This is a genomic window from Haloarcula rubripromontorii, assembly GCF_001280425.1.
Classification (GTDB): Archaea; Halobacteriota; Halobacteria; order Halobacteriales; family Haloarculaceae; genus Haloarcula; species Haloarcula rubripromontorii.
The window spans coordinates 208,303-226,201 of the sequence record NZ_LIUF01000005.1; the positions used below are offsets into that span (position 1 = coordinate 208,303).

Genomic DNA, 17,899 nt, shown 5'->3' on the forward strand with positions numbered 1-17,899 from the left:
GCCGGACACAGCGACGATATGGACGATTTGCGGCTCGCGCCAACTGTCGGTATCGTCGGCTGCGTTCTGTATCTCCTTGCGCTCGCAGTTCCGTACGGCCTCGTCGAGACGGCGAGTGCCGTCGGAGCGTACTACAGCTCGGGGGCGCTGTCCCCGCTGTTGCCGGGCGTGTTCGCGCTCGTCTGCATCATCGTGTTAGCGGCCGGCCGCGAGGGCCGGTCGGATCCGAGCGTCGCGGCAGGCGCGAGCATCGGCATGGGCGTGTTCATCGTCGCGCTGAGTCTGCTCTGGGCAGTCACCGTCCCCGAGAGTCTCGTGCTGGGACTGACAGAGTCGACGCTGATGGAATACCACCGCTGGAGCGTGGTCGCCGCTGGCTGTCTCATCCCGCTGGGTGGGACGTGGTTCGCGCGGGCGCTGGACCTGCTGTAGGCCCGTCGACCCACCGGGGCGTCGTCCAGCGGTCTGTGGCTACATCCGAAAGGCCCTTATGGGGTGGCGGCGGACTTTCAGATGGACTAGGTCGGGGGGCTAGGCCCCCCTCCTCGCCCGCACTGTGGTCTTGAGCGGGGACCGAACACCGGGGGCGTCCGGTCTGACGGACGTGGACCCCGTAAGCTAACGTGGAAGCCTCGTCCCACGGGGACGGCGGTCCGCGTGGTCGCACCTGCAGGGGTGTGCCCACGTGGTTAAACGATGGCACTCCGCCAGGCACGGAAGTGAGCAGCGGACCATCGAACACCCGTCGCTCGTGGGGTCGCGGGGTGGAGGAGGCAAACGGGATTACCCGCGTCCGAACGCCGGGCCATCCTGGCTGTCCGTTCCATTCATATCTCTCGTCCCTCCGAACAGCACCGGTGCAAGTACCCGGAGGGCTGCCAGAGTATTTTGTGAAAATACAGCTACAACAACCGTAATCTCTAGATTTACTGTCGTGTGGGCTTTTTCTGGTGGAATAGCGGCGTTCTTACGATTGTTTTACTCGCACTACTCTTATACAGCTATAATTTCCACGAGCCTCTCTCAGATATGCAGATTCATATTCTCAACTTGCCATCTATATCTATATATTGTCCTCTATGCTCCTATATCCGGAATATTTTGGGTTATCTGGATGTAGACATTTTCAAAACAGCGCTTTTCTGACTAGTATCTGGAGTGTCCGTGGTTATCCGATGCCAGTAACTATGGCGGCCCGCCGTCGGCGTTCCACTCTTGCAGTTCCGTGCGCCGGATTTTCCCGCTGGTCGTCTGTGGCAGCGCGTCGGCGAACTCGATTTCGCGGGGATACTCATACTCGGCGAGGTGGTCCCGAACGACGGACTCGATTTCCGACCGGAGCGTCTCCTGTGCCGGCGTGTCCGCGGCCGTCTCGACGTAGGCCTTGATGATTTCCCCGCGCGTGTCGTCCGGCACGCCGATGACGCCGGCCTGGACCACGTCGGGGTGTTCGAGAATCGCGCTCTCGACTTCCATCGGCCCGACGCGGTAGCCGCTCGTGATGATGACGTCGTCCTTGCGCGATTTGAACCAGACGTAGCCGTCCTCGTCCCGCCGGGCGAGGTCGCCGGTCACGAACCACCCATCGACCTCCTTGGCCGCCGTCTTCTCGGGCATGTTCCAGTACTCGTCGAAAAACACCGAGCGGTCGTGCGGGCGCAGCGCTATCTCGCCGAGTTCGCCCGGCGAAACGGGGTCTGCGACGCCGCGGTCGGCGGCCTCGGGGTCCAGAATCCCCAGGTCGTACCCCGGCAACGGCTTGCCCATGCTGCCGGGTTGGGTGTCGAACCAGTTCGAGTTGTTGGCGACGACGAGGTTCAGTTCCGTCTGGCCGTAGAACTCGTTGATAGTCACCGAGTCGAACGTCTCAGCCACCCAGTCGACGATTTCCGGCGTCAGCGACTCGCCGCCGGCGGCGAGCGTCTCGATGTCGAGGTCGTACCTCGCCGTCGGGTTCTCGACTTCCATCAGCATTCGCAGGGCGGTGGCCGGCATGAACGACTGAGTGACATCGAACTCCGAGAGCAGGCCGAACGCCTCGTCGGCCTCGAAGCCTGAGGCGGGGTAACCGACGACGGTCCCGCCGTGGTGCCACGTCGCAAAGAGCGTCCCCCCGAGCGCCGCGCCCCAGGCCCAGTCCGCGGGCGTCCAGACGGTCGCGTCCGGACCGAGACCCTGGTCGAAGAAGTTGTACGCCGCCGCGGCCCGCCCGAGCCAGAGCGCGTGCGAGTGACGGACGCCCTTCGGCGGCCCCGTCGACCCGCTCGTGTATAGTATCGCCGTGTCGGTGTCCGGCGTGGACGCATAGGGTTCGATGTCGGTATTCTCCGGCGAGACGAGGACGTCCTCAAAGGCGTGGACGTCACCCGCCGGCGCGTCGGTCTCGATTTCGACGACGTGGTCCAGCGCCGGACAGTCGTCTCGGACGGCATCGATATCGTCGCGCACGGCCGGATCGATAACGGCGACGGTCACGCCAGCGTCGTCCAGCCGATACCGGAGCGCATCCGTGCCGAACAGGACCGTCAGCGGGACCGACACGGCCCCGAGCTTCCAGTTCGCCAGGTGGGTGACTGGGTTCTGTGACTTCTGTGGCACGACGACGCCGACCCGGTCGCCGGCCTCAACGCCGAGCCTAGCCAACCCGGCCGCGAGCCTGTCCGATAACTCGTCAAGTTCGCGGAACGTATACTGCTCGCGCTGTCCGTCAGGATACGCCTGTTCGAGCGCCACCCTGTCGGAATCGTCGTGTTTTTGCAGAAAATCGACCGCCGGATTGTACGACTCCGGCAGGTCCCACGTGAACTGCTCGCGGGCCCCGTCGTACGCCTCGAAGTCCGGCATCACTGTCCAGACCATGGCATGCCGGTCGTCTGGGTGGCTGTTGCGTTTTTCGGTCACGGTCCTCACGACCGATCCGGCAGAACTTTCCGTCTTCCCCACACGACTTGACCGTGGACTCTACCGATATTCGCGAGGAGTGGGCCGACCGGTCCGGCGAGTACTCCCCCGCGTATTATGCCTACTATGGAGCGGACGAGACGAGTGAGCTGGTGCAGTCGATACTTGCAGAGCATGTCGAGCAAGACGCGGCTATTCTAGAGGTCGGGTGCAGTTCCGGGCGGCACCTCGCCGCATTGTCCGACGCTGGCTACTCTGATCTGACCGGCGTCGATATCAACGCCGACGCGCTGGACGTCCTTGCTGAGACGTATCCCGATCTCGCGGCCACCGGCTCGTTCCACGCGATGGCTATCGAAGACTTCGTCACAGATGTCGCGGATGATACGTACGATGTCGTTTTTTCCGTCGAAACACTACAGCACCTCCATCCGGATGTCGACTGGGTGTTCGCGGAACTGGCACGGATCGTGGATGACCTGCTAATCACCGTCGAGAACGAAGGTGGCGACGCGGGTGAAGTGAACTACGTCGATGACAATGTCCCGCTGTACTATCGGGACTGGAACGCTGTGTTCACAGACTGTGGACTTATCGAAGTAGATTCGATAGATGGAAAGCGAGATACTGTTCGGATTTTCGGATCCCCAAGTAAGAATTGATGTGAAGAACGTTGCATTCGATCCGAGAGTGGCATATAGTAGCAATATCTGATTATATAATCGAAGATAGATAGGAAAGGCCCGGATATGGTTGCAAACATGTGGTCAGTGCTTGCAGAATTCGCGTGTTCATTTATTGTTTGTGAATTGATATAAATGAACACATAAGGAAGTGATAAATTGGAGGGTGTATCGGTATCAACCAAATAACTGTGTCTCGAATAGGAGCTGCGTTGCTGGGTTCCACGACACGCGCACTGGGATATCAGAATAACGTCTGTACGTCTGTCATTCGTAGTGTTCCGTATTACTGAACAGTGATTCGCCTGATTGAAAGGTGGTTTTCTCGTGTTTAGTCTGTGTAACATAGTGGTTGCACCCAAGTACTTGTCAACCGCCGGATATCCGATGGCCTCAACAGCAAATATCAGTGCGGCCGTACGGCAGGCAAGAAGCATACCGTTGGCAGCACAAGATTCATATATTGTTGCAGTTTGCAACTCTGTATGAGGTACTACCAGCTACGTGACGGGAATTCACAGCGGTTAGCGGTCGAAACTGGGGACGGTGCGTACGATTTGACCAGCGTCAAGCCACAGCTCCGAACGCTCCGTGACCTCCTCAAATCATCGTCGATTGCAGAGACTGCGCCGGACGAACTCAGCGCCCGCCACCTCGATGCAGCCGAGGCGGTGTCTGAACAGCGACTCGGAGCCGATGCTACCGATCCCGTCACTGCCGACGAAGTCTGGGCCGCTGGTGTGACATACCAGATTAGCGAAGAAGCGCGGACAGAGGAAAGCGACACGCCGGAGATGTACCTCGACGTGTACGACGCGGAGCGTCCGGAGATATTCTTCAAATCGACGCCAAATCGGACCGTCGGTCCCGGCGAAGCGGTCGGTATCCGAGCCGACTCAGACTGGGACGTGCCAGAGCCTGAGCTTGCGGTTGTTCTCTACGAGGGAGAAATTGTCGGCTACACTATCGGCAACGACATGAGCAGTCGGTCTATCGAGGGGAAGAACCCGCTGTACTTGCCCCAGGCCAAGGTGTACGACCGCTGTTGTTCGGTCGGCCCGGCCGTCGCCACGGATATCAAGGACCCGCACTCGCTGACGCTCTCGATGTCGATTCACCGCGGCGAAGACCGGGTCTATCACGCCGAGACCAACACCAGCGAGATGAAACGCACCTGCGAGGAACTCGTTTCGTACTACACCGCACACAACGCAGTCCCTGAGCTGTCAGTGCTACTTACCGGTACTTCGCTGGTTCCCGACGACGATTTCACCCTGCAGGAGGGGGATGAGGTCACTATCGACATCGAGTCCATTGGAACGCTGAAAAATCACGTTACGGTCGTCTGAGCGACCATCGGGCCGAGAACGGGTCAGCACCCGCTTTGGATAGGGTGTCACAGCGTGATATCCCGCTCACCCCTCGACTGGTTTCGATTGTGCGCCTGTGTGCGGATCTGCGTGGAGATTTGTGCCGACGGAGTTATCACACACTTCATTTGACTGTCCACGCCGTGGGTATCGCTGTCTGCGACAATCGACCGAAACGGGCGCGTCGAAGTCTGCAGTGAGGTGTTCTCGATATGTCGTGACCGGGACCAGTGTGCCGTCGAAGCTGCCGCTCTGTCCCAGATGTTTGAACAACTGTTTAATACGAGGGCGTACCATGACCGGGTATGGCAAAGACCGCTCAAAACCCAGTCAAATCCGCTGAGACGACGTTCGAGGTGCTTGACGCACTGAAAGACCTCGATGGGGCCGGAGTCACCGAACTGGCACAGCACCTCGGCATCCCGAAGAGCACGGTTCACAACTACTTGAGCACGCTTGAGCAAGAAGAGTACGTTGTCAACAGAGACGGCGTGTACGAGGTCGGACTCCGATTCCTGGAACTGGGCGCGTACGCCCGCCACCGGGAGAAACTGTTCGAGATCGCGAAGCCAGAGGTTGATCGGCTGGCCGCAGAAACCGGCGAACTCGCGAATATTCTTGTCGAAGAACACGGCCGCGGGTCATACCTGTACCGCGCTCGGGGAGACAAAGCCGTGCAGGTCAAGGCCCACGTCGGAACGCGCGTTCCGCTTCATACGACGGCGCTCGGTAAAGCGATTCTCGCACACATGCCGACCGAACGGGTCGATGCAATCGTCGACCGCCACGGGCTCGGTGGGGAGGCCAGCAAGTCGATACGCACCAGAGCGGAGCTGGAGCAAGAGTTAGCCGACGTTCGGGAGCGCGGCGTCGCGTTCGACGATGAAGAGCGTCTCGAAGGGCTTCGCTGCGTCGCTGCCCCAGTGCTCAACCACGATGACGACATTATCGGTGCGATCAGCGTCTCGGGACCGACCAATCGGTTCCGTGGCGATCGGTTTCGCGAGGAACTCCCGCAGAAAGTGCTGGAAGTCGCCAACGTGATTGAGCTGAACGTTACCTATTCGTGACGACAGTGTTCAGCAACGGGGAACGATAGTCCAGTCCTGTGGATGCCACAGCTGAGCAGTATAGTTTCGACAACACGGCCGTACTCGGGCAGCGATCGTAGCACAGACCAGTCAAGAGGGTACTGGAAGTGCGCATCGTAATCGTTTGCCACGTATTGTATCGGCGCACATCACGCGTAAGGAGACACAAGCCCCTGCGTTCATCAGATGACTGTCTGTCCATAGCTTCGGCTGATACCTGGTGTCTCTGCGCATTATTCCGTATGAGTGAACGGTTGTCCACGTCATCGTACATCGTTCGGTACTGAATGCTAGCATAACTCTGTCGTAGTCCGTATCCCAATAATAGATGTACTACTGTTACTCTAACTAAAACACATCGATTACGCGTTTTGTATTACTGGATATATCCAAAGTAGTAGCTAAACACACCAACTTTCGACACAATATTGACGAATATGTGATTTTCATTCAACACTCCGTGATATAGTACTAACAAAGTGCCTTGGACACAGTTAGATCGGAATATATTTGCATTTTGGATAGAAATAGGCGTGTTTACCTGATAACGAAACGTATTACTGATTATCTGTTGATGTACTCGGCGCAGAGAAGGACGTACTATAGCTATCGCTTCAGCAGTGGCGCGTCAGACCGGGGTGTGCAGTTACGCGAGGAACTGGACGCCCAGAGCCAGCAGGAACAGCACTACGACCCCAATCGAAGATAGTTCGAGCCACCTGGACTGTACGTCAGCGGACCTGATGCTCGCGACGAACAGCGTTCCGACGACACCGACGACGACGACCAGTGCCAGATACACCGCGTTGAGCGCTGATGCCATATGCTATCATTTCACAGCGGCACAGTAAACACTACTGGTTGCACGGCCCCCGCCACAACGGTAATGAGAGGCAGTCACATAGTCGGAGGCATGCGTCTCGAACTGCGAATCTGTAAACACTGCTACGAGGGTGCTCATGGGAACGATCAAAAGACGGCGGTGACACAGGACATGGTCGCCTGCGCCGAACAGGTCCGCGAGTACAAGGACCTCATCGGGCTTGATGCACTCTATATCACGAAGGTGACGGAAGGCGACCCCGGTGGCGCGGAAGCACTGGATGCCATCGTCGCCAGCATCGAAGGCGATCAGGTCGCGCTCTCTGACACACAACTGGTCATGGAGGACGGCGACGGCAACATGCTCGTCTACCCGGAGCCAAAGGACATCCTCCAGGTCCTGACACGGAATCTGAACCAGATTCAGGAACAGACCCGGCAGGATGTCGATGTCGAGCTGTCGCCAGAAGGCCAAGCGCTGATCGCGTAGTTGCGCGGCGAAAAAACCGGTGTTCGGTCGGTTCAGTTCTCAGTGTCGTCTGCTTCAGGCTGGCCGCCGTCGGTCTGGGGTTCGCCCCCGTCGGCCGCAGTCGGCTGTTCCCGTTCTTCCTCTAACTGCTGCTCCCAGCGGATGCGCAGGACGTTCCCGTACATCGACAGCACGAGCCCGACACCGAGGACGACCATCCCGAGGTTGATGCCGATAGTCAACAGGATGCTCGACGGTCCGCCGCCAATGGCAATTTCGCGCGGGACCGGATAGCCCTCGTCGAAGATGCTCCCGATGAGTACCGAGACGATGCCGATGACGGTCATCGCGCCGAAGATGGTGGAAACGGTGCGCCACGACGTGGACAGCGACAGGCGTTCGATACCCGTGGTATCCGGCTCTTCGTCCTCGTCGCCGTGGTGCTCGGGTACCATGCTGCGGGGAATGAACGCCTTCGTCTCGACGGGGTAGAAGGCGGGATGCATCCCGTGCTCGAAGATGTGGAACATGACCCCCATCAGCATGATGACGCCCAGCAGCCCGTGGAACGTGACGAAGGCCATCGCGGCCGCCTTGGTCTGGAACATCGCGGCGAGGCCGGTTTTGCTCCAGATGAGCAGCCCCGAAATCGCAAGCAGGGTCAGCTCGATGGAGAAGATGGCCACGACGCCCTTGCCGATGTAGGACAGCAGCGGGACCTCGTCGGCTTTGTAGCCGGCGAACTGCCGCGCGCTTGGGTGGCGTTCGTCGGCCCGACCGAGCACGAACTGGATGTCCTGAATGAACGCGTCGACGTCGTCTTTCGCCGGGAGAATCTTCGAGAAGTTGCTCCGGCCGGTCGAGGAGATCACCTGCAGCGTGATCCAGAAGACGACGAGCGCGACCAGCCCGATGCCGGTGATGCGATGAATCGCTGTCACGCCGGAGGCCCCGCCCATCAGCGTGAGCATCCACCACAGTTCGTCGTTGAACATGATGGCGTAGCCGGTGAAAAACAGCAGGAACACGTCCAGACCCAAAAGCGAGTGGAACAGGGTGGTCACGCGCGTGAACTTCCCGTGGTCTAAGTTGCTCACGCGCCGTCACCCCCCTGTCCGTCGCCGCGAGCCGGCGAGCCGCCGTCGGCCGCGACGGCCTCGCCCACGTCCTCTCCCGGGTCGCGCATCTGGTCGGCGAGGCGCTGGAACGCCGCCCAGTGGATGAACACCATCACGAGGATGAACGCGCCCATGATGACGTCGGCCGCGTGGATAAGCGCGATGAGGAAATCGAGCGCGGGGATGGTGTTGCCGAACACCCAGTCCGCGCCGATGCCGCCGCCCTCGACGCTCGGATTGACCCGGTACAGCGACTCGTAGCCGAGTCTGAATCCCTGCGCCCAGAACAGCGCCAGCCCTGCGACCACGAGGCCGACGACCGCGCTGACGAGCACCGAGACGCGGCTGTAGCCGTTTACCTCCGGAAGGTCTTCTGTGTTCGTCATTGGAACTCACTGGCGTCTTCGCCAAAGATGATGTCCATGGCAACGTCGTTGAAGAACGTGCCACTGTCCCTGTTGTCCAGTTCGTCCGAGATCTGCTCAGGCGTCCCGACCAGAATCGCGTCGGTGGCACACTCCTCAGCACAGGCCGGCCCCTTGCCGACGTCCTGGCGTTCCTCGCACATGGTACACTTGTCCATGTTGCCGCCGCTGCCCACGAGATTGGCGACGCCCTCGTCCTCATCGGGGAACTGGGGTGCGCCGAAAGGACACGCTGAGAGGCAGTACTGACAGCCGATACAGAGGTCGTCACGGACTCGCACGAAGCCGTTCTCCTTCGAGATGAGCGAGTCGGTCGGACACACCGAGACACACGGCGCGTTCGAGCAGTGGTAACACTGCATCGGCACCGCTGTCTCGCCGGGTGACTCGCCCTGTTCCATCGCTCGGCCGCTGCTGGCGTTGAGCCCCGACGCGGCTTCCTGGCCTTCGAGCATCGTCGCGATACTGATTCGCTGTTCGTCCCGTGGGACGTCCCACGTTCGTTTACAGGAGACGACACAGCCGCCACAGTCGATGCACGCTTCGACGTCCGGGAAGATACGCGCGTCCTCGCCGGTACTCATCACGCCGTCGTGCATTACTTCATTTCCTGTTGACATACTAGCTCACCTCATTGCACCGTCGAGTTGTCGCGGACGTCGAAGTCCTTCTGTGTCCCGACGTCGTTCACGTCCTGCGGGAAGTCGAAGTCGAGGTCCACGTCGATGTTGTACCGGTCCAGTACCTCCGGCGTCGCCGGGTTGACCGCGACCATCGATACTTTGGTCTCCTGCATCTGGGTTTCAACGTCGTAGCCCCGGGATGTGATGGCGTTCGCCGAGTCCCCGATGGCGTAGGGGACGTGGCCGTCGGGGTACTTGTCCTCCAGACTCTCGCCTTTGAACACGCCGCCCCAGTGGTACGGCAGGAACACTTCCTGGTCGTTCGGCCGGTCCGTCACGCGAGCTTTCACCAGCACAGAGCCGCGGTCCGTCGAAGAGATGACCACGAGGTCGCCACCGTCGACGCCGAGTTCCTCCGCCTTGTTCGGCGTGATTTCGGCGTACATGTGGGGCTGGAGGTCGGCGGTGTGGATGTTGTTTCGCGTCTCCGCGCCGCCGCCCTGATGTTCGACCTGCCGCCCGCTGGTCATGATGGTATCCAGAGCTGGCCCGTCGTCCTGAGTATGGATGATATCCGTGGCCCGTTCCTGCTCGACGAGGTTGTTCTGGTCGAGGCGGTAGAAGTTCCGCTGCTGGCCGTTCGCCGGCCACTCGTTCAGCAGCTCCGTGTCCGGTCCCTCGATGGGTTCGCGGTGGACCGGCACCTTGTCGAGGAAGCTCCAGACGACAGCCCGTGCCCGGCCGCGCCCGGTCGGCGCGTCGGGCTGGCTGTAGTCGTACTCCTCGTAGAACTCGGGGTCGACGCCTTCCCCGATCATCGTTTCGAGGTACTCGTCGAACACCGTGCTCCCGGTATCAGGGTCGTTCAGCGCCTGCGCGGCGGTGTACACAGACTCCTGATTGTCGAGCGCGTACTGTTGTGGGATAGTGAGTTCGTCCGGCTGGACCTCCTGAGTGGGGTCGACGAGGCTCTGTGGCGGTGTCACCTTCCAGCCCGGGTACTCCGGGATGCCGTGAATCATGCCGTCCGCGGCCGTGTCGTCGTCGTCGGCCCAGTCGGGGTTGTACGGCGCACGAGTCAGGTCAAGCGCTTCTTCTTGACTCTCGTACCGGTCGCCGACGGCGTCGAGCGTCTCCTGCATCGGGTACTCGTCGTCGGTCGGCATCGCCTCCCAGTCCTCGGGCGTGGGTGCCTGGACGCCCCACCGGGTTCGGAAGTCCTGCCCCCCGTTGTTGGGGTCCAGGTCGTCGTTCCAGATAATCGGGGTGCCCGGGTGGTCCTCGCCCCAACAGGGCCAGGGGAGCATCCAGTACTCGCCCGCGACCGGCGTCCCCTCCGCTCCTTTGAGGTCCTCGTTGGAGAACGCCCAGTCGTACTCTAAGTGTTGCTGGAGCCGCTCGGGGGTCTGCCGGTAGCCGATGGTGTTTGTCCCGAGGTTGAACTCCCGGACGACGCCCTCGTAGCTGGACTTGCCGTTGTACAGCTCCGAGCCCGCGCCCCAGTCGAAGTGCTCGCCAAAGCCCAGATAGCCGGCCAGCTCCTGCATTATCTGGAGGTCCGGCTTGGAGTTGTGGGCCGGCGAGCGGACCGGCTCGGACCACTGCACCGACCGGTTCGTGTTGGTCAGCGACCGGTAGTGCTCGTACTGGCTCGACGCCGGCAACAGCAACACCGGCGGGCCGTCCTCGTAGTCCGGAAGGACGCTCGCGACGGAGGGGAACACGTCGATGACGACCAGCAGGTCGAGGTTCTCCATCCCCTCTTTCATCTGCTCCATCTCGCTGATGGAGTTCGCCGAGTGCCCCCAGAAGAACGCGATTTTCGTCTGGTCGGGCTGGTAGATCGGCGTCTCCTGATACCGATCTTCCTGGTCGAGTGCCGACTCGAACCATCGGGCCACCGTCAGCCCGTTCTGGAACATCATTGAGTTCTCCGCCGGGTTGTTCGGGCCGTGGTCGGCGTTCGGCGGTAGCGAGTTGGCGTCCTCGGTACCCTCGTACACCGGGCTCTGGCGGACGTACTTGTCCGGCGGCATCAGCTCGAACCGGTTGTACATGTCCGCGAACGAGGTGGAGCCGCTGGTCTCGGGAGTGCGGTCCCAGATTTCAGCCCACCAGGACCAGCCACCGGCTGAGAGACCGTAATACCCCGGCAGGATATGGCTCGCGACCGCGAGATCGGTTGCTCCCTGAACATTTGCGTGGCCGCGCATGACCTGCAGGCCGCCGCCGCTCCGGGCCGCGCTCCCGGAGGCGAGACTCGCCATCGCGTACGATCGGATGTTCTGGGTCCCGTTGTTGTGCTGGGTCCCGCCCATCGCCCACTCGATCTGGATGTGGGGCCGGGCCTCGTCTATCATGTCGGCGATGCGCTCGATGTCCTCTGCGGAGACCCAGGTAATCTCCTCAACCGTCTCCTTGTCGTACTCGTCGAGTTCCGCGTCGACGTCCTCCCAGCCCTGCACGCGGTCGGTCAGCATGTTCTGCCCGCTGTCATCCGCGTCGGGGTCCATCGCGAGCCCGTGCTTGTCCCGGAGCTCTTTGATGATGCCCATCATCAGGGCCACGTCGGTACCCGGCCGGAACCGCATGAACTCGTCGGCGTGGGCCGACGTTTTCGTGAACCGCGGGTCCAGATTGAGGATGGTCCCGCCGCGTTTCTGCCCCTCGAGGATATGCTGCATCGCGATGGGATGTGCCTCAGCCGGGTTCTGTCCGATGATGATGTTCAGGTCGAAGTTCCGGTAGTCCTGGACGGTGTTGGTCATCGCGCCGTAGCCCCAGGTGTTTGCCAGCCCTGTCACTGTCGTGGAGTGGCAAATCCGCGCCTGGTGGTCGATGTTGTTCGTGCCCATGAACGCCGCCAGTTTCCGGATGGCGTAGGCCTCCTCGTTGGAGTGGTGGGCGCTGCCGAGCAACATCACGCTCTCGCGGCTGTGTTCCGCGTCGACGTCGACGGCCGCCGCCGGGGCGGTGTCATCGTCGGGCCACAGTGCCCGGATGTCCGTTGCCAGGCGGTCGTAGGCCTCGTTCCACCCCATTTTGCGCCACTCCCCGTCCTCCTGTATCATCGGGTGCTTGAGACGCTTCTCGGAGTGTTCGGTCTCGTAGATACCGGCCCCTTTCGAGCATAGCGACCCGGCGTTTATCGGGTGTTCGTGCCATGGCTCCATGCCGACGAAGGAATTACCCTGCCGCTCGCCGCGGAAGCCACAGCCCACCGAACAGTAGTTGCAGATTGTCTTGGTCAGTTCGGTGTCCGTGTCTGCCCCGTCCGTTTCCTCGCCGTCCTCCTGAAGTGCCCGACCAGCGCCGCTGACACCGAGGGCGACCCCGCCCGCGAGGGCGCTCGCCTTCATGAACGAGCGCCGGTCGAGATCCAGTGATACTGGTTCCTGTTGTGTACTCATGGTGAATGGTGCCCACCCATTACCGATGCTGTCCACGTTTGCCACGCAATCTGGTCTGTCATTGTCTGTCTAGACGTAATGCAAATTCAATGCCATACATGATAAAATGTGACATAGTTTGCCATGGTAGTTCATGAAATTTTCTGCCCGTGCAAATATTTGTGGTTGAATTCATGAATAGATGTGTGAACACTCCGCAAGTTCTATTACCGCGACATGATTTTGCATGATTAATGAATACAGGTGCCTTCGTGTGTTCCTGTGGGGGGTCATGTGACATCGACCTCGAAGCGGTACGGGACGGTGTCGACGATGTCGACGTCGTGGCCAGTTCCGAACTCCTCTGTCAGGACGGGCTGGCCGGGATGTCACAGGTAATCGAGGAGTACGACCTCGATCAGGTCATCGCCACAACGCCAGAACCGTCGTGTCAGGACCGCATCCGCGGGCTTGCGGACGAACACGGCCTGCACCCCGAAGCGTCGGTGTTCGTCGACCACCGGGAGACCAACGCCTGGGTCCACGACGAGACTGCGGCAACCGACAAGACGGCTCGCCTCATCAACGCGACACGGGCGGGGCTTCGGGAGGAAGCGCCGTCGCGGACGGTGTCGAAAGACGCCGGGAACCGTGTTGCCGTCGTCGGCGACCCGGGGGCCGCCCGCTCGCTGACCGACGACGCAGACGTGACGTTCATCGCGGACGGACGAGACTTCGCCGACGCGGAAGGGCTGAGCAATGTGACGATGGAGCGCGGCCGCGTCGTCGACGTCGAGGGGTCCTACGGCGAGTACGAACTCACGCTGGAAGCCCGCGTCACCGACGACTGCATCGACTGCATGGACTGCGTGCGCGAGGGGCCGGACGGGATGGTGACGGAGTTCCCCGTCGACATCCACCCCGACGCGCCCGATGGCGACTGGACGGACACCTGCCCGACCGATGCCATCGATCTGTCGGGAGTGACACGCACTATCGAGGTCGACCAGGTGGTTTACCCCGGCGGCCGCGACGACGCCCGCGGCGGTCGGCTGGGCTTTTACACCGGGCCGGTCGACGCCGGCACTATCGCCGCCGTCGAATCGCAACTGGGCGGTATCGAGAAGCCGCAGTTCCTCGACCTGGAGATGGACGTCTGTGCGGCCGGCGCGTCCAGTCAAGAGGGGTGTACGGCCTGCGTGGACGCCTGCCCCCACGGCGCGGTCGACCGCCCGACCATCGATTCCGTCGAGTTCGACGAGGTGGCCTGCGAGAACTGCGGGGCCTGTACGAGTTCCTGTCCGACGGGCGCGACACAGCTCCGCGAGCCCTCGAACCGGCGACTCGCACGCGAAGTCGAAGCACTGCTGGAAGACGACGCCGACGGGGGGTTGCTCTCCCGCGGCGACGAGGGCATCGCTACGCAGGTCATCGCGTTCGTCTGTTCGGAGTACGCGATGGAACGGCTTCGGGCGCACGGTCGCAAAGCCGTCCAGTCGGGCGACCTCGACTACCCGCCCATCCTCCCGGTCCGGGTCAACTGCACGGACACGGTCGGGGAGGCACACGTCATGCACGCGCTGGCGGCCGGCGCGGACGGCGTCGCCATCGTCGGCTGTGGCGGCTCCTGCCTCCACTCCGGTCCCGACCCCAAGCAGGAGCTGGTCGACCGGCTCAATCAGGCGACGACCGACCTCGGACTGGGTGACCGCGTGGGCTTTTTCGCGCCGGAGGCCGGCAACCCCGAGGCGTTCGCCGAGTCGCTCTCGGGCTTCGTCGAGTTCGGGCTCGACGAGACGCCGGTACCGGCCGGCGACTACGAGGCGACGGGCCGCAGCGATGTCGACCGCGATGAGCCCCGTCCCAACCCCGACTTCGACAGCCACGGCTGGACCCTAGAGAGCGTCCGCGCCATCCTCGACCACGTCGAACCCGAGCGGGAGGTGATTCGCGGGCTGAAGGACTTCGGCGTCATGGAGGTCAACGACGCGTGTACGCTGACGCCGACCTGTACGAACCTCTGCCCGACCGACGCCATCCAGCGGACCGGCGAGGGCGAACTGGCGTTCAACCACGCGGACTGTGTGAACTGCGGCCTCTGTGAGGAAGGCTGTCCGGAGACGGCGATTACGATGCACGACGGGCTGGACCTTTCTCTGCTCCCCGAGAACCGCGACGGCGAGGCCTGGACGACGGTCCACGAGGGCGACATGCTCGAATGCGTCCGCTGTGGCAAAGCCTTCACCAGCGTCGCCTCCGCGGACAAAATCGAAGAGGAGGTCGGCGATCAGGTGGAGGGGCTGGCTCCCGATGCCGACCACAGCGTCTTCGAGTACTGTAGCGACTGTCGGAGCCGTCTGCTGTTCGACCAGGGGGAGAAGCGATGAACGACGCGGCCGTCTACGAGGCCCGCCTCGAACTGGTCGATTTCGTCATCGACGTGTTCTGGGACGTGCCCGAGGAGGCGTTCGTCGAGCGGCTGTTGAGTGGCGACGTGGAGTTTCCGGGGGACTCTATCAACGACCAGTTAGACGAGGGCTTCGAGATGCTGCAGGCGTGGATCGACGAGAACGCGGACCGGCCGGTTTCGGCGGTGCAGGCGGACCTCGAACGGGAGTACACGGACCTGCTCGTCGGCCCACGGCCGCCGGTGTTGCCACACGAGACGAACTACCGTGAGGACACGGAGTTCATCGGCGAGGGGCTGGCCGAGGTCGATGCCAGCTACGCCGCGGCGGGGTGGGCACCGCCAGAGGACTACCCCGAGGAAGACGACTTCATCGCCGTCGAGCTGGCGTTCCTGCGGTACCTCATTGAGCGCCAGCGCGAGGGCGATGAGGAGACCGTCGGCTACGAGCGGGTGTTCATCGAGCAACACCTCAGCGAGTGGGTCGTCGACTTCGCCGACGAGATGCGCGAGGAGGCCGACGAGGGACTGTTCCTCGCGGCGGCGTTGATCTGTGAGGGACTGGTCCGCTTCGAGGACGAAATCGTGGCTCAGATCGGGTAGCAGGACAGCTACCGGATTCGGAAGACGAGTCCCATGCAGGCGACAAGTCCGACGACCAGCAGAACCTTCACCGCGGGCAACAGGAACGCCATCGTCTGTTCCATGAAAAAGAGCGAGCGCCAGGAGTTGACCGACCGTGCGATGACCGCGACGGCTCCCGCGCCCGCGACCAACACGCAGAGGAGCGTGACGGAGGCCGCCGCGACCACCCCGAAAGGGTTCGCGCGCAGTCGCTCACGCATCAGGAACCACCCGCCGACCGACAACGAGGACCACGAACAATGGGATGAGGACGACCAGCAGACGGCTGACGAACAGACCGATATAGCTGATCGTCGATTTGAGGTGAATCTGCCAGTGCCAGCTCCCCTTGAGTTCGGCGATGAGGCCGATTGTGCCGACAACAAGCAGTGACAGCGCCAGCAGCGTAGCGAGGGTGTAAACCAGAATTCGGAGATATCCGAGGAGTGAAACGGCGGTCAGTCGGGAATTCGATTGCTCGGTGGCCATCAGGTCCCCTCTCCGGCCCAGTGCTGTTGATAGATATCGTACGTGATGACAGCGAGGACGACCAGCCCGACACCGAGGACTGCCGCACCCATATCGGGTGGAAAGGGAAGACTGAGCCCCGGTTCCGAGTGTATGGGGATAGTTAACATGAAATGTGGTACGGACTGGCAAGTAAAAAACCGTTGCGACCTGTTCTCTTGAGACAAAGTTTTTCTCCACGTAGCCCTCCCTGTGATAGTATACCATGACTTCGCGCCGCGGACTGCTGCTTCGCCTCTCCGCACTCACCGGAGCGGCCGGTCTCAGCGGCTGTTCGTCCCTGCTGGCCAGACAAGCGGAGTCGCCGACGGGGGACCTCGACCCGCACCCGCGAGCCGACGAACTCCCGATACGGCAACACGCCTGGAACGAGCGCCTTCGGAGCGATGCCGCCGGTAACGACCTGCTGCCACATCACTTCCGGCTGTTCATGCTCGACCTCAACGGGCCACCGTCGGATTCAGACGCAGAAACTGTCGAGCTAGCGATGCGGACACTGGAAGACGCGTATGAGTTCAACAGTGCCGGGCTCCTGCATATGCTCGGCTGGGGGACGAGCTACTTCGACACCTACGGGTCGCTCGATTCGTCCCCGATACGCAGCCCGCGAGTCCTCTCCCGGACGGACGACCCCGACCTGCAGTCTTTCGACGCGATGCTCGTCCTTGCGAGCGACGTTCCCTCGCACCTCGCGGCCACAGAATCAGCGATGTTCGACACGCGGCCGACGCTGGCCGACGCGGAGATTCAGGGCCGCCTCGGCGACGTGTTCTCCGTCGCCGACCGCCGCGGCGGCTTCATCGGCGAGGGACTCCCGGCAGCCCACGCCGACGCGGAAGGCGTCCCCGCCGACATCCCCGAGGAGTCCTATATGTTCTCTGGCTTTTTTGCCGGTCGGTCCGGTACCCAGGCCAGCGAGGACCGCGTCACAATCGACGACGGCCCCTACGCCGGCGGAACAACGATACACCTCTCACGAATCAACGAGGCTTTCGACACGTGGTGGGAACTCGCCCAGTCCGACCGCGTCAAGCGACTGTTCTCGGCGGAGTTCGCTCCGGCGGACATCGACAGGGGCGACCTTCCCTTCGCCGACATGGTCCGCGAGCACGCGAGCAGCGAGGGGGAAGTCGGTCATTTCGAGAAGGTGGCCCGCGCCCGCAAGGACGGGGAGCCGATTCTTCTCCGGCGGGACTTCAACACGATTGACGGCGGTCAGGCCGGCCTGCACTTCCTCTCGCTACAGGAGCACCCGCGTGACTTCGAAGAAGTCCGGGACGCGATGAACGGCTGGTGGCTCCGGGAGGAACACGAGGAGCTCCGGGACCGCCAGAACAACGGCCTGCTGGAGTTCATCGAAGTCGTGTCACGCTCGAACTTCTACGTCCCGCCCCGCGATAAACGGGCCTTTCCGAAGCCATAGCTCCCGCTCGCGTGTCGGCCCGGATA

General features: G+C 61.9%; 17 protein-coding genes and 1 other RNA gene. 9 read left to right on the top strand and 9 right to left on the bottom strand.

Annotation, left to right across the window (positions count from 1 at the left end; all coding sequences use genetic code 11):
• Positions 1–18 precede the first annotated feature (18 nt).
• Together AMS69_RS16130 and ffs are read left to right on the top strand one after the other, a co-directional pair.
• A complete protein-coding gene (locus AMS69_RS16130; protein ID WP_053969092.1) occupies positions 19–432 on the top strand; it encodes a DUF7548 family protein in 414 nt (137 codons plus the stop codon).
• A gap of 79 nt (positions 433–511) precedes the next feature.
• An RNA gene (gene ffs, locus AMS69_RS19830) (signal recognition particle sRNA) lies at positions 512–824 on the top strand.
• Between the two features lie 361 nt (positions 825–1,185).
• On the opposite strand, the gene AMS69_RS16135 is transcribed toward ffs, so the two are convergent.
• Positions 1,186–2,859 (bottom strand): acyl-CoA synthetase, encoded by a 1,674-nt coding sequence (locus tag AMS69_RS16135; RefSeq protein ID WP_053969144.1) that lies wholly within the window; start codon positions 2,857–2,859, stop codon positions 1,186–1,188.
• 95 nt (positions 2,860–2,954) lie between these two features.
• Between AMS69_RS16135 and AMS69_RS16140 the strand changes: the two genes are divergently transcribed.
• From AMS69_RS16140 to AMS69_RS16150, 3 genes are all read left to right on the top strand, one after another.
• Complete coding sequence (locus tag AMS69_RS16140) at positions 2,955–3,563, top strand: class I SAM-dependent methyltransferase (RefSeq protein WP_053969093.1); 609 nt, start codon at positions 2,955–2,957, stop codon at positions 3,561–3,563.
• Positions 3,564–4,069: 506 nt separating this feature from the next.
• Entirely contained in the window at positions 4,070–4,933 is an 864-nt protein-coding gene (locus AMS69_RS16145) for a fumarylacetoacetate hydrolase family protein (protein ID WP_053969094.1), read from the top strand.
• A 326-nt stretch (positions 4,934–5,259) separates the two neighbouring features.
• Positions 5,260–6,024 carry an IclR family transcriptional regulator gene (locus AMS69_RS16150; RefSeq protein ID WP_053969095.1) on the top strand — a complete coding sequence of 255 codons (765 nt, stop codon included), beginning with the start codon at positions 5,260–5,262 and terminating at the stop codon, positions 6,022–6,024.
• Positions 6,025–6,691: 667 nt separating this feature from the next.
• On the opposite strand, the gene AMS69_RS20720 is transcribed toward AMS69_RS16150, so the two are convergent.
• Complete coding sequence (locus AMS69_RS20720) at positions 6,692–6,868, bottom strand: hypothetical protein (RefSeq protein ID WP_170083300.1); 177 nt, start codon at positions 6,866–6,868, stop codon at positions 6,692–6,694.
• Between the two features lie 90 nt (positions 6,869–6,958).
• Here AMS69_RS20720 and AMS69_RS16155 point away from each other — a divergent pair, with 90 nt between their 5' ends.
• Positions 6,959–7,357: a hypothetical protein gene (locus AMS69_RS16155; protein ID WP_053969096.1), complete on the top strand. Its 399-nt coding sequence runs from the start codon at positions 6,959–6,961 to the stop codon at positions 7,355–7,357.
• Between the two features lie 32 nt (positions 7,358–7,389).
• Here the strand turns inward: AMS69_RS16155 and AMS69_RS16160 are convergent, their stop codons facing one another.
• The 4 genes from AMS69_RS16160 to AMS69_RS16175 are packed head-to-tail and all read right to left on the bottom strand — an operon-like array spanning position 7,390 to position 12,912.
• Positions 7,390–8,433: a cytochrome b/b6 domain-containing protein gene (locus AMS69_RS16160; RefSeq protein ID WP_053969097.1), complete on the bottom strand. Its 1,044-nt coding sequence runs from the start codon at positions 8,431–8,433 to the stop codon at positions 7,390–7,392.
• On the bottom strand, positions 8,430–8,840 hold the full coding sequence (locus AMS69_RS16165) for a hypothetical protein (RefSeq protein WP_053969098.1): 411 nt from the start codon (positions 8,838–8,840) through the stop codon (positions 8,430–8,432). The genes AMS69_RS16160 and AMS69_RS16165 overlap by 4 nt, the downstream gene beginning before the upstream one ends.
• Entirely contained in the window at positions 8,837–9,499 is a 663-nt protein-coding gene (locus AMS69_RS16170; protein ID WP_053969099.1) for a 4Fe-4S dicluster domain-containing protein, read from the bottom strand. The genes AMS69_RS16165 and AMS69_RS16170 overlap by 4 nt, the downstream gene beginning before the upstream one ends.
• 11 nt (positions 9,500–9,510) lie before the next feature.
• Complete coding sequence (locus tag AMS69_RS16175) at positions 9,511–12,912, bottom strand: formate dehydrogenase subunit alpha (RefSeq protein ID WP_053969100.1); 3,402 nt, start codon at positions 12,910–12,912, stop codon at positions 9,511–9,513.
• 233 nt (positions 12,913–13,145) lie between these two features.
• On the opposite strand from AMS69_RS16175, the gene AMS69_RS16180 reads away from it, so the two are divergent.
• On the top strand, positions 13,146–15,278 hold the full coding sequence (locus tag AMS69_RS16180; RefSeq protein ID WP_053969101.1) for a hydrogenase iron-sulfur subunit: 2,133 nt from the start codon (positions 13,146–13,148) through the stop codon (positions 15,276–15,278).
• The gene (locus tag AMS69_RS16185) at positions 15,275–15,901 is read left to right on the top strand and encodes a TorD/DmsD family molecular chaperone (protein WP_053969102.1); all 627 of its coding nucleotides are present in this window, start codon (positions 15,275–15,277) and stop codon (positions 15,899–15,901) included. Before AMS69_RS16180 ends, AMS69_RS16185 begins: the two co-directional genes overlap by 4 nt.
• Before the next feature lie 8 nt (positions 15,902–15,909).
• Here AMS69_RS16185 and AMS69_RS16190 read toward each other — a convergent pair whose 3' ends face one another.
• Genes AMS69_RS16190 through AMS69_RS20725 form a run of 3 tightly spaced genes read right to left on the bottom strand, consistent with a single transcriptional unit; the run spans position 15,910 to position 16,560 of the window.
• On the bottom strand, positions 15,910–16,143 hold the full coding sequence (locus tag AMS69_RS16190) for a hypothetical protein (protein WP_053969103.1): 234 nt from the start codon (positions 16,141–16,143) through the stop codon (positions 15,910–15,912).
• The gene (locus AMS69_RS16195) at positions 16,136–16,411 is read right to left on the bottom strand and encodes a hypothetical protein (protein ID WP_053969104.1); all 276 of its coding nucleotides are present in this window, start codon (positions 16,409–16,411) and stop codon (positions 16,136–16,138) included. Before AMS69_RS16195 ends, AMS69_RS16190 begins: the two co-directional genes overlap by 8 nt.
• Complete coding sequence (locus AMS69_RS20725; RefSeq protein WP_170083305.1) at positions 16,411–16,560, bottom strand: hypothetical protein; 150 nt, start codon at positions 16,558–16,560, stop codon at positions 16,411–16,413. Before AMS69_RS20725 ends, AMS69_RS16195 begins: the two co-directional genes overlap by 1 nt.
• 95 nt (positions 16,561–16,655) lie before the next feature.
• Here AMS69_RS20725 and AMS69_RS16200 point away from each other — a divergent pair, with 95 nt between their 5' ends.
• Positions 16,656–17,873 carry a DUF7405 family protein gene (locus AMS69_RS16200; RefSeq protein ID WP_053969105.1) on the top strand — a complete coding sequence of 406 codons (1,218 nt, stop codon included), beginning with the start codon at positions 16,656–16,658 and terminating at the stop codon, positions 17,871–17,873.
• Positions 17,874–17,899: the final 26 nt, after the last annotated feature.